The 11,801-nt window shown below is 73.9% G+C and carries 9 protein-coding genes; 2 read left to right on the top strand and 7 right to left on the bottom strand.

Going from position 1 to position 11,801, the window contains the following annotated elements; translation table 11 throughout:
- Positions 1–14 precede the first annotated feature (14 nt).
- The 3 genes from WMF17_RS35890 to WMF17_RS35880 form a co-directional block, all read right to left on the bottom strand.
- Positions 15–2,069: a M3 family metallopeptidase gene (locus WMF17_RS35890; protein WP_437597871.1), complete on the bottom strand. Its 2,055-nt coding sequence runs from the start codon at positions 2,067–2,069 to the stop codon at positions 15–17.
- Between the two features lie 182 nt (positions 2,070–2,251).
- Positions 2,252–3,436 (bottom strand): acyl-CoA dehydrogenase family protein, encoded by a 1,185-nt coding sequence (locus WMF17_RS35885; protein WP_437645529.1) that lies wholly within the window; start codon positions 3,434–3,436, stop codon positions 2,252–2,254.
- Between the two features lie 83 nt (positions 3,437–3,519).
- Positions 3,520–4,074 (bottom strand): CAP domain-containing protein, encoded by a 555-nt coding sequence (locus tag WMF17_RS35880; protein WP_437604337.1) that lies wholly within the window; start codon positions 4,072–4,074, stop codon positions 3,520–3,522.
- A gap of 393 nt (positions 4,075–4,467) precedes the next feature.
- On the opposite strand from WMF17_RS35880, the gene WMF17_RS35875 reads away from it, so the two are divergent.
- On the top strand, positions 4,468–5,652 hold the full coding sequence (locus WMF17_RS35875) for a hypothetical protein (RefSeq protein WP_437597869.1): 1,185 nt from the start codon (positions 4,468–4,470) through the stop codon (positions 5,650–5,652).
- A 171-nt stretch (positions 5,653–5,823) separates the two neighbouring features.
- Here WMF17_RS35875 and WMF17_RS35870 read toward each other — a convergent pair whose 3' ends face one another.
- The gene (locus WMF17_RS35870) at positions 5,824–6,873 is read right to left on the bottom strand and encodes an AraC family transcriptional regulator ligand-binding domain-containing protein (protein WP_437645527.1); all 1,050 of its coding nucleotides are present in this window, start codon (positions 6,871–6,873) and stop codon (positions 5,824–5,826) included.
- A 77-nt stretch (positions 6,874–6,950) separates the two neighbouring features.
- Between WMF17_RS35870 and WMF17_RS35865 the strand changes: the two genes are divergently transcribed.
- Positions 6,951–7,976, top strand: a complete 1,026-nt coding sequence (locus WMF17_RS35865; protein ID WP_437645525.1) for a Rieske 2Fe-2S domain-containing protein — start codon at positions 6,951–6,953, stop codon at positions 7,974–7,976.
- A 52-nt stretch (positions 7,977–8,028) separates the two neighbouring features.
- Here the strand turns inward: WMF17_RS35865 and WMF17_RS35860 are convergent, their stop codons facing one another.
- The 3 genes from WMF17_RS35860 to WMF17_RS35850 form a co-directional block, all read right to left on the bottom strand.
- A complete protein-coding gene (locus WMF17_RS35860) occupies positions 8,029–8,499 on the bottom strand; it encodes a response regulator (protein WP_437597866.1) in 471 nt (156 codons plus the stop codon).
- Positions 8,500–8,691: 192 nt separating this feature from the next.
- Positions 8,692–10,074 carry a sigma-54-dependent transcriptional regulator gene (locus tag WMF17_RS35855; RefSeq protein ID WP_437645523.1) on the bottom strand — a complete coding sequence of 461 codons (1,383 nt, stop codon included), beginning with the start codon at positions 10,072–10,074 and terminating at the stop codon, positions 8,692–8,694.
- Between the two features lie 51 nt (positions 10,075–10,125).
- Complete coding sequence (locus WMF17_RS35850) at positions 10,126–11,646, bottom strand: sensor histidine kinase (RefSeq protein ID WP_437645521.1); 1,521 nt, start codon at positions 11,644–11,646, stop codon at positions 10,126–10,128.
- Positions 11,647–11,801: the final 155 nt, after the last annotated feature.

The raw sequence follows: 11,801 nt of genomic DNA, 5'->3' as shown, positions 1-11,801 counted from the left end.
GCCGCCCAGCGGGCTCAGGCGAGGCCGCTGCGCTGGAGCAGGGCGTCGAGGGTGGGCTCGCGGCCGCGGAAGCTCCTGTAGAGATCCATCGGGTCCTGCGTGTCGCCGAGCGCGAGGATCTGGCTCCGGAACGCGTCGCCCACCTTCCGGCTGAACAGGCCCTCCTCCTGGAAGCGGGAGAAGGCGTCGGCGTCCAGCACCTCGGCCCACTTGTAGGAGTAGTAGCCGGCGGCGTAGCCCACCGGGCTCGAGAAGAGGTGCGAGAAGCCGGCGATCATGGCGTAGCCCTCGGGCAGCGGGACGGGCGAGTAGCGCGCGAGGACCTCGCGCGCGAACTCGACGACATCGCCGCGCTCGGGGGCCCAGTCCATGTGCAGCGCGAGGTCGATCTCGGCGAAGCCGAGCTGCCGCATCGTCGTGGCGCCGGCGCGGAACGTGCGGGCGGCGCGCATCCGCTGGAGCAGGTCGTCCGGGACCGGCGCGCCCGTCTCGTGGTGGCGCGCGAAGAGATCGAGCGCCTCGCGCTCCCAGCACCAGTTCTCCATGATCTGCGAGGGGAGCTCGACGAAGTCCCAGGCGACGTTGGTGCCGGCGAGGCTCCGGATCGGCACCCGGCTCGAGGCGTGGTGCATCATGTGCCCGAACTCGTGGAACAGCGTCTCGACCTCGCGGTGGTTGAGCAGCGCGGGGCGGCCGCCGACCGGCGGGGTGAAGCTGCCCGCCAGGATCTCGAGGTGCCGCGCGTCCTCGCCGGCCGCGCCCCCGCCCTCGCTCGGCGCGCCCGTGACGAGCCCGTGCATCCAGGCGCCGTCGCGCTTCTGCTCGCGCGGCGCGAAGTCGAGGTAGAAGGCGGCGCTCTGGGCGCCGTCCGCCTCGAGGAGCCTGTAGGCGCGGACGCTCGGGTGCCACGTGGGGGCGTCCTGCCAGGGCGTGATGCGCACGCCGTAGAGGCGGTGGGCGACCTCGAACAGGCCGGAGACGACGCGATCCAGCGGGAAATAGGGGCGGAGCGCCTCGTCGTCGAAGTCGTAGCGGGCGCGGCGCAGCTTCTCGGCGTAGTAGGCGACGTCCCACGGCGAGAGCGGCGGCGCGAAAGGGCCCTCGATCTCGCGGCGGAAGGCGGCGAGCTCCTCCTTCTCGCGGGCGAAGACCGGCTCGGTGCGCTCCCGCAGCGTCGCGACGAAGCGGCGCGCCTCGGCGCCCGTCTTGGCCATGCGATCCTCGAGCACGAGATCGGCGAAGGTCGCGTAGCCGAGCAGCGCCGCCTTCTCGCGGCGGAGCTCGAGGATGCGGCGGAGGAGCGGGCGGTTGTCGTGGTCGCCCTCGGTCGCCCGCGTGTTGAAGGCGCGGTAGAAGCGCTCGCGGATCGAGGCGTCGTCGAGGTGCGTGAGGACCGGGATGTAGCTCGGCGCCTGGAGCGTGAAGCGGTAGCCCTTGACGCCCTTGTCCTGCGCGCTCTGGCGGGCGGCCTCGACCGCGCTCGGCGGCAGGCCGGCGAGGCGGGCAGGGTCCTCGACAACGAACTCGAAGGCGTTCGTCGCGTCGAGCACGTTCTGCGAGAAGCGCAGGGTGAGCGTCGCGAGCTCGACGTCGATCTCGGACAGGCGCTTCTTGCCCGGAGGGTCGAGCTCGGCGCCGCTCCGGCGGAAATCGTCGAGGGTCTTCTTGAAGAAGCGGCGCCGCGGGCCGGTCAGCGCCGCGGCCTCGGGCGTGGCCGCGAACGCCTTGAGCGCGCCGTAGACGCCCTCGTTCAAGGCAATGCCGCTCAGGAACTCGCTGACCTCCGGCTGGACGGCGTTGTAGGCGGCGCGCAGCTCGGGCGTGGTCGACGTCGATTCGAGGTGCGAGACGACGTTCATGGCGCGGTCGAGCCGATCGGTGACGGCCTCGAGCGCGGCGAGGGTGCTGTCGTAGGTGCGGGGGCCGGGCGTCGCGATGAGGGCCTCCAGCCGGGCGCGGGCGTCGTCGAGCAGCGCGCGCACCGCGGGCTCGACGTGCTCGCTCCGGATGCGATCGAACGGGATCTCGAAGCCGAGAGAGAGCAGGGGATTGTCGGTCGCTTCGGTCATGATCGTTCCTGGTTGGGCGTGAGGGGCCGACGGACGGGGCGCGGCGCCGGCTACCCTCGGCCGGGCCGCGCAGCCCTTCCTTGGTAAAGGCGTCCTGGGGGGTTGGCTAGTGCCGGGCGCGCGAAGCCGCCGGAGCGCGGCGCAGGGGTCCGGGCATCGTGGCCGGAATCCAGCGGGCGGCGCTAGGCGCCGAGCCACCGCGCGACGATCGTGGCGAGCACGTCGGACGTCCCCGAATGGATGCTGCCGCCGAGCGCGTCGTCCACGGCGGAGGGGAGGCCGCTCTCCTCGAGGTAGCCGGCGCCGCCGCGGAGCTGGAGATCGTCCAGCGCGAACTGCACGGCCGAGTCCGCCGTGTGCCACTTGGCCAGCGCGGCCTCGGCCTGGCCGCGGTGGCCCGTGTCGAGCTCCCAGGCGGCGCGGTAGACGAGCAGCCGCGAGGTCTCCAGCCGCAGCTTCATCTGCGCGAGGCGGTGCGCGACGGCCTGGTGGCGCGCGATCGCCTGGCCGCCGATCGCGCGCTCCCGGGCAAAGCGGACGGCCTCGCCGAGGGCGCGCTCCATGGCGCCGAGGCGGAAGGCGAGGATCAGCGCGCGCTCGTAGGTCATCGCGATCTGGAAGACGGCGAGGCCGGCGCCGGCGCGGCCGAGGAGCGCGTCGGGGCCGACCTCGCAGCCGGAGAACGAGACGGGCGCGAGCCGCGCGCCGCGGAGGCCCGCGGTCGCCAGCGGGGCGCCCGGGCGGATGCGCGCCGCGTCGGCCCCCGCCGCGCCGGCGCGAGCGCCCTCCGCGTCCGCCCCGCCCGCGCCGGCGCGGGGGACGAGCAGCGCCGTGAGGCCGCGCGCCGGCGCCCCCCCGGCGCGGCCCTCGCCGCCGTCGCGCGCGATCGCGAGGTACACGTCGGCCCGGTCGGCCCAGGTCACGTACCGCTTCTCGCCGGTGAGCCGGTAGCCGGAGGCGGCGCGGTCGGCGGTGGCCTGCACCGACGCGACGTCCGAGCCGGCGCCGGCCTCGGTGGCCGCGACCGTCGCCATGCAGTCGCCGGTCGCCATCCGCGGCAGCCAGGCGCGCTGCTGCGCGGGCGTGCCCACCCGGGCGAGCAGGAGCGCCACGCCGAAGAGGTGCGCCCCCGCGGCGAGCAGGACGCCGCCGTCGCGCAGCGCCGCGCCGAGGCCCTCGTAGGCGAGCGCCGTCGTGACGAGGTCGAGGCCCTCGCCGCCGAGATCGCGGGCGATCGGCAGGCCGAGGGCGCCCCCCCGGGCGAGGACGCGCATGCGGTCGTCCGGGGCCGCGGCGTCGGCCTCGGCGCCGAGGGCGCGCATGCGGTCGTGGACGGCGCGCTGGGCCGGGGTCCATCCGAAGTCCATCGCCGCTGCGATACCAGAGCGGGCGAGGGGCGGCGATGACGCGACGTGGGGTGCGAGGACGGCGCGCGGCGCCCGCGCTCGGCTCAGTAGGGGGGCTGTTGGTTGAAATTCCCGGGAGGATCGTAGTTGCACACCCAGAGCTGCCAGGACCCGCCGCCGAACGGCGAGCCGTCCGTGCAATCGGCGACCCCGCAGCCGAGCCGCAGGGAGTCGGCCCAGACCACCTGAGTGTAATGGCCGCAGGTGGAGCTGCAGGCGTTGCTCGCAAGGTCGTAGTTGGCCGCCTCGTCGACCCACGCGGCGACGACGTCCTCCGGCGTGGTCGCGGAGCCGCTCGTGGCGTAGAGGTTCTCTCCGTAGCCGGTCTTGCTGTGGCCGAACACGCACCCATCGGCGTAGGCCTGGGCCGCCGCGGCGATCTCGGGCGACCACGTGAGCGGGGGGATCGGCGGGTCGGCGGGCGGGTCGACCGCGGCGCGCGCCCTGTTGTGGACCGCCGTGATCCCGGCCATCCCGGGCGGCTCGCCGGCGGCCTGGCCCACCGTGCCCTCGTCGTCGGACGAGCCGCTGCACGCGGCCGTCAGGGCGAGCACGAGAGAGAGCCGCGAGAGCCGGGGGACCTGTGGGCCGAGCGTCATCACGGGGCCATTGTCCTACGGCTCGACCGAGCTCTGCAACGGCTATTCGATGATGGCTATGTGAAAACACGACGTGCCGTGTCATGCCGCGTCGAGAGCATCCCTGGACGGCCGCATCCGGGCATTTTACCCGCGCCGAGACGCACATCAACAGATCTCGTCATGCATTGCTGGCTCGCTGACGGGCTTCGCGCTAGGGGCACGTCGAGAGCGGCGACGATTCCGCAGGATGGTCCTTGTCATCCGGGTCGGTCTATGAATTATTGTCGCCCTGCTCCGGAGGCGGCTGCCGCCCGAGCGCGAAGGTGAGCGGCTGCCCCCATGGGGGGTTTGCCGCTCTCGCGGCGATCGGGCACCGGACGCGCTCCCGACAAAGAACCAAGGAGTTTCCTGATGGATATCCGTGTGACGTGGCGAATCGCGACATTCCCTCTGGTGCTGGCGGGGCTCTCGCTCGTTCCGCTCATGGGGTGTGACAAGGCCGCGGAGCTGCAGAATGACCTCTGCTGTCGCGATTTCACGCCGGGCGCCGATCTCACCGCGGTGGAGTGGGGGCTCGATGCACGAGCCGAGCTCGATTATGGTGCCTTCATGCAGTCCGTGTCCGACTTCACCGGGGCCGCGGGCGCCATCGTGGCCGACGTCACAAGCGCCTGTCAGGCGATCGCGCTGGATCTCGGCGAGGACGCGGCGACGATCACGGCGACGAAGCCGAGCGAGCGGGCGACGCAGTGGTGTGAGCTCGCCATCGACGCGCTCGGGGACACGACGGCCGATCTGTCGATCTCCTTCCAGCCGCCGAGCTGCACGGTCGACGCGAGCGTGCAGGCGAACTGCGAGGCGAAGTGCAGCGCCAACGTCGAGTGCCAGCTGACGCCGGGGGAGATCGTCGCGCGCTGTGAGCCTGGCGAGCTCTCGGGGCGTTGCGAGGGCTCGTGCGAGGGCTCGTGCGAGGGCTCGGCCAACCTGGCCGTCAACTGCGAGGGCACGTGCGAGGGCACGTGCGAGGGGACGTGCGAGGGCGACTGCGCCGCGACGACCGCCGGCGGCGACTGCCGCGGGGAGTGCAAGGGCACCTGCACGGGCCAGTGCCGCGGCTCGTGCTCGTTCGATGCCGGTGTGGACGTGCAGTGCAACGCCGATTGCTCGGGCAAGTGCGACGTCGATTTCAAGGCGCCGAAGTGCAGGGCCGAGCTCAGCGAGCCGAAGGCCGAGTGCACGGGGACCGCGGAGTGCGACGGCTCCTGCAAGGCGAGCGCGAGCGCGAAGGCGAGCTGCAAGGAGCCCGCGGTCAACATCGAGGGCGGGACCGACGCCGAGGTGGTGATCGCGACGCTCAAGACGAACCTGCCGCGGCTCCTGGTCGCGGCCCAGGCGCGTGGCCAGCTGCTTCTCAACAGCGCCGAGGCGGTGGTCACGATCGCGCCCAACCTCGATGCAACGGGCAGCGTGAAGGCGGGGGCGTGCATCATCCCGGCCACCAACGCGATCACGCAGGCGGTCGAGAACATCGAGGCGAGCCTCACGGCGAGCGCCAACGTGATGGGCAAGCTCGAGATCGCCCCCGGGGGCCCGTGAACGCGCGCCCGGCGGCGGCGCGGGCCGCGGCCGGGCGAGCATGAGCTCCGGAAGCCGGCCGAGGCCGGGCGCCGCGCGCGCTCGCCTCGGCCGTCGCCGTTCGTCCGCCTTCGCGCGCAGGCCCTCGCGTCCTGCGGCTCGCGACGGCGCTCGGCTCCTCCTCGGCACCTGTCACCGCGGCCCAGCTCCCCTGGCGCGGACGCGGAACGCCTCCGGCGTCACGCCGGTCCAGCGCCGGAACGCCCGGTGGAACGCGCTCGGCTCCGAGTAGCCGAGCAGGTAGGCCACCTCGCCGATCGCCATGTCGGTCTCCAGGAGCGCCGCCGCGCGGCCGCGCCGGACCTCGTCGAGCAGGGCGTGGGTCGACGTGCCCTCGTCGCCGAGGCGGCGCTGGAGCGTGCGCGGGCTCATCCGCAGGCGCGCCGCGAGCGCGCCCAGGTCGGCCCCCTCGCGCAGCCGCTCGCCGAGGAGCGCCCGCACGCGGTCGGACAGCGCGGGCGGCGCCGCGCCGGGCAGGCTCGCCGCGAGGACGCGCACCTGGCGCTCCAGGAAGGCGGCGAGCGCCTCGTTCGCGTGCGGCAGCGGCCGGTCCAGCGCCTCGACCGGCATGACCAGCTCGGTCTGCGGCGCCCCGAACAGCACCGGCGCGCCGAGCCGCCGCGCCTTCTCCTCCGGATCGCCGCCGGGCGCATGGCGAAAGCGCACCGCGACCGCCTGGATCGGGTCGCCGCACATGCGCCCGGCGTTCACGAGCACGTCGAACGCGAACATCTCCGCCACCTGGCCGTGGGCCGGCCGATCGGGCCCGAACGGCGCGAAGGTGAGGTGCGCGCAGCGACCGCGGAGCTCCAGGGTGTAGCGCTCGCCCTCGTTCCAGAGCTGCTGGTAGCGGAGCATCCGGTGGAAGGCCTCGCCGAGGGTGGGGCTGCTCATGGCGAGGAAGCCGAGGGCGTCGAAGTGCTCCGGCTGAAAGCGGCCCGCGAAGTCGAGGCCGAGGTGCGGATCGGCGGCGGCCGCCACGGCCGCCTCGACGAGCGCGTAGAACGCCGCGAGCGGCACGCGGGCGTCGGGATCGGCGAGCGCCGCGGCCGGGAGCCCCGCGGCCTCGAGCAGCGCGGCGCGATCCACCCCGCGCTGCGCCGCGTGGTCCGCGAGCTGCGCGGCGGTGCGGGCCCAGATCGTCGGCGCGCGCGCCGGCGCCCGGGCGGCCTGGCGCCGCATGTCAGCCCTTGTGGCGCGCGCGGTCACTGCCCCCTCGCCGAGGGAGCCTCAGGCTTCCGGGCAAGCGGAGGAGCACTATGCGAAGGGACGGCATCGAGGAAGGGCGCGGCGGGTTCGTCGAGGGCGCCTGGTACATCATCGCGGACGCGGCCCGGGTGGGCAAGCGGCCGGTCACCGTCGAGCGGTTCGGGACGCGCCTCGTGCTGTTCCGGGACGAGCGCGGCGCCCTGGTCGCGGCGCGGGCGCGCTGCCCGCACCGCGGCGCGGATCTCGGCCTGGGGCGGGTCGTGGACGGGACGATCGAGTGCCCGTACCACGGCTTCCGGTTCGCCTCGGACGGGCGCTGCGTGGCGATCCCGTGCGAGGGGCGCGGGGCGAGCGCGCGCGCCGCGGCCGATGCGCTCGCGCTGACCCGCTACGAGGTGCGCGAGCAGCGGGGCTTCGTGTGGCTCTTCTGGGGCGAGCGACCGGCGGAGCTGCCGCCGGTGCCCTGGTTCGAGGGCCTGCCGGCCGACGAGCGGCACGCCCACACGGCGTCGATGGACTGGGACGTGCCGTTCGCGCGCGCGATGGAGGGGATGCTCGACGTTCACCACCTGCCGTTCGCGCACCGGCCCTGGGTGCCCGGCGTCGGCGCGCTGCTCGATCCCTACGACGTCCGCGTGGAGGGCGACGTCATCCACGCCGTGGGGGTGCTCCGCCACGACGACGGGGAGCCGTGGGACGGCCGCCGGGGGTTGAAGTTCGAGCTGGAGGTGCGCTTCCCGGGCCTGCTGCGCCTGTCGTTCGGGAAGGTGGTGGAGGGCCTGGTGGGGTGCGCGCCGATCGACGCGGGGCGGACGGCGATCGTGGGGCGGTACTACCTGCCGATCCCGGTGATCGGGCGGCTCCTGGCGAGGCTCGGGATGTTGATGGAGTTCCGGCTGATCCAGCCGGGCGACGAGCGGATGCTCGCGTCGTCGGAGCCGCGCGACGCGGACCTGGACGCGTGCCGCTTCGTGCGTGCGGATGCGGGGATCCTCGCGTGGCACAAGATGCGTCGGGCGCGGCTGAAGGCTCCGCGCGAGGGGGAGCCGCGCCGGCTGCCGGTGGAGCCGGGGTGAGGCGTCGCGGCGCCGGTGGGGGCGACGGGGGCGCGCGCGGCCGGGCGGCGCGTCAGCTGCGGATCGAGGTGAGGGTGTGGACGATGATCCGCAGATCGTCGATGTCGAGCGGCTTGTCGAGCACCGCGTCGGCGCCCAGGCGGTAGGCCTCGGCGTGGGTCTCCGGGTCGCCGAACGCGGTGATGAGGACGACGGGCGTCGCCCAGTCGTCGCGGCGCAGCCCGGCGAGCAGCTCGAGGCCGCTCTTGCCCGGCATCCGGATGTCGCTCACCACGACGTCGACCGGGGCGCCGTTGCCGGAGACCAGCGCGTCGCCCATCAGATCGAGGACGTGGTTGGCGTCGCGCGCCTCCAGGACGTCGTAGCCGTCGCGGCGGAGGGCGGTGGCGAGCAGCAGCCGCAGCTCCCTGTCGTCCTCGGCCAGGAGCACGCGGACGGGCGCGGCGACGAGGCGGACGCTCGGCTGGGGTTCGGGGGTCACACTCGGGGACCAGGCATGTTCGCGGAGCTGCTGGGGGGTCATCGGGGTCTCCTTATGACCGCTCCTTGTGCAGATATCGTGCCATTGACCATTCCATCCATTGCAGGCAGCGTGCCGCTGGCGGCCGCCCGCCCGCCCGAACCGACCCGGGTTGAGGTGGCCCTGGTCGAGGTGGCCTCGCCGGCCGCCCCCGGCCCGGGGCGTCCTTCCTCGCCCGGGGTATTCCTCCGCGCTTCAGCCGCCCTTCGCCGGCACGGCGGGCGGCTCCCACCGATCGAGCTTGCGGTGCAGCGTCTTCCGGTCGAGCCCGAGGATCCGCGCCGCCAGCGTCTTGTTCCCGCCGGCCGCCTCGAGCACCCGCAGGATGTACCGGCGCTCCACCTCTTCCAGCGGCACGAGCTCCGACGGATCGTCCGCCGCCACGAGGACGTGCGACGGCCGGTGCTCCCGGATCTTCGCCGGCAGATCGTCCACCGTGATCTCCTGGTACCGCGTGAGCGCCACCGCCCGCTCGATGCAGTTCTGGATCTCCCGCACGTTGCCCGGCCACGAGTACGCGAGCAGCCGCTCGGCCGCCGCCGGCGACAGGCCCACCACCTCCTTGGCCGAGCGCGCGGCGAAGTCCTCCAGGAAGCGCTGCGCGAGCAGCAGCACGTCGCTGCCCCGCGCCCGCACCGGCGGCAGCTCCACGTGGAGCACGTTGACCCGGTAGTACAGGTCCTCCCGGAACCGGCGCTCCTCGACGGCCGCGTCCAGATCGCGGTTCGTCGCCGCCACGATGCGCGCGTCGAAGGGCACCTCCGCGTTCCCGCCCACCGGCCGCACCCGGCGCTCCTGCAGGGCGCGGAGCAGCTTCGGCTGCACCGAGAGCGGCAGCTCCCCGATCTCGTCGAGGAGCAGCGTCCCGCCGTTCGCCTCGACGAACAGCCCGGGGCGCGACGCGCGCGCGTCGGTGAACGCGCCCCGCACGTGCCCGAAGAGCTCGCTCTCGATCAGCGACTCCGGCACCGCCGCGCAGTTGATCGCCACGAACGGCCCCCCCTTGCGGCGGCTCCGCTCGTGCAGCGCCCGCGCGACGACCTCCTTGCCCGTCCCGCTCTCGCCCGTGATGAGCACCGTCGCCTCCGCGTCGGCGATGCGCTCGATCAGGTCCTGCACCCGCCGCATCGCGCCGCTCCGGCCGATGAGGTCCGGGGACGCCCCGGGCCCGGCCACGGCGCGGCGCAGCCGCCGCACCTCGGCCTTGAGGGTGTGGTGCGCGATCGCCCGCTCCAGCGCCAGCGCCAGCGCCTCGATGTCGACCGGCTTGGTCACGTAGTCGTATGCGCCCGCGCGGATCGCCTCCACCGCGGTCTCGATGCTGCCGAAGGCGGTGATCACCACCACGGGCAGGTCCGGCCGGATCTCGGCCGCCCGGCGGCAGACAGCGATCCCGTCCATGCCGCGCATGTTCAGATCGGTCAGGAGGACGTCGAAGCGCTCGTCCTCCTCGAGCAGCGAGAGCGCCTCCGCCGGTGAGGTCTGCGTGGTCGCCTCGACGCTCCGCGAGCGGAGGTCCGCCGCGAGCCACGCGCACATGGCCTCGTCGTCGTCGATGATCAGCGCTCGCCTTCCCATGTTTCCTCGATGGATCCCGTAGTACAGGGCCGCGCCTGCGGCCAGCCGCGGCTAGGCCGCCGCCCCGGCCGGCCCGCCCCGCCCCGGCGAGGGCGCGCCCTCGTCCCCGGCCGCCGGGCCCGCGCCTCCCCGGTCGCTCGGGGGGAGGTGCACCGTGAAGGTCGAGCCCTTGCCACGCTCGCTCTCCAGGTCGATCCAGCCCCCATGCTCGCGCACGATGCCGTAGGAGACGCTCAGCCCGAGGCCGGTGCCCTCGCCGACGTCCTTCGTGGTGAAGAACGGCTCGAAGATGCGGGCGATGTGCTCGGGCGCGATCCCGTCGCCGCGGTCGATCACCCGGATGGCGATGTGCTCGCCCTCGGCGCCGCCGTGATCGGCCGGGGGGCGCGCGAGCGCGCGCTCGACGCGGACGGTGAGCTCACCGCCCCGCTTCATCGACTGCATGCCGTTCATGACGAGGTTCGTGAGCACCTGCTGCATCTGCCCGGCGTCCACCTCGGCCTCGGCGCGCGATGGGGCGAGATCCGCCTCGTCGAGGCGGAGCGTCACGCTCCGCTTGCGGGCGAGGGGCTCCAGGAGGGCCAGCGTCTGGCGCACGATCTGCGCGAGATTGGCCGGCGCCTTCTGCGCCACCCGGCGGCGCGCGAAATCGAGCAGGTGCCGGATGATCTTCGTCATCCGGTCCGCCTGCTCCGCGATGATGCGGGCGCTGTCCGCCGCTTCCTCCGGCGGCAGGCCGCGGAAGATCATCTTGGCGCGGCCTCCCACCACGTTGAGCGGCGTGCCGAGCTCGTGCGCGATGCCCGACGCGAGCTTGCCCACGGTGGTGAGCCGATCGGCGTGCCGGAGCTGCTCCAGCGCGGCGATGCGCGCGGTCGTCTCCCGGGCGGCGCGCTCGCGCGCCTCGGCCAGGTGTTCGCACATCGCGTTGATCTCGCGGGCGATCTGCCCGAGCTCGTCGCGCTGCGGCAGGAGCAGCGGACCGCCGAGGTCGCCTTCCCCGATGCGCCGGGTCTTGTCGACGAGCCGTCGCGTCGGGCGCCCGACGAGGATCTGCCCGAAGGTCATCGCCAGGAGCCCGCTCAGCGCCGCGAGGGCGATGATGGTGGTCACCGTGTTGACCACGCTCGCCTGGACGTACGTCTCCTCCTCCTCGAGCGACTCCGAGATCTCGATGGCCCCGACGCGCGCCGGGTCCACGGCGACCGGCGCGTACGTGTAGATGCGCCCGGTCCTGTCGCCCTCGCGCTGCATCCGGAACACCTCGGCGCCCCCGGAGAGCTCGGCGATCTCCTCGGCGGGCAGCGCTGGCGCGAAGCGATCGCCGGCCGGCGCGTCGAGCCACACCCAGCGGAAGCGCACCCCATCCTCGCGCTCGCTCGCCTCGTGGAGCACGCGGAGCGCCTCGTCGATCCCGTCCCGGCGCCATGTCTCGGTCACCGCCGCGCGGAGCGCGATGCCGATGAGGTGCTCGTCGCGCCGCACGTCCGCCTCGAACAGCGCCCGTTCGCGCCGGACCGAGAGGTAGCCGTAGAGGCTCAGCACGGCGCACATGACGAGGACGAGGGCCAAGGTGAGTTTGCTGGCGAGCCGCATGATTGCTGGAGCAGAATGCAGGACGCGTGCGCATTCTCAAGGCCGCGCGTCGCGTCGCGGGCTGGCCTCGGTCGCCCCGGATCTCCCCGGCGGGGCAAAACTCCCCCGGGCCGGCCCGCCGCCGCGCGGCG

The organism is Sorangium sp. So ce362, assembly GCF_051519845.1.
Lineage (GTDB): Bacteria > Myxococcota_A > Polyangia > Polyangiales > Polyangiaceae > Sorangium.
The sequence above is the reverse complement of the archived record's forward strand: the minus strand, read 5'-3'. Positions and strand labels throughout refer to the sequence as shown.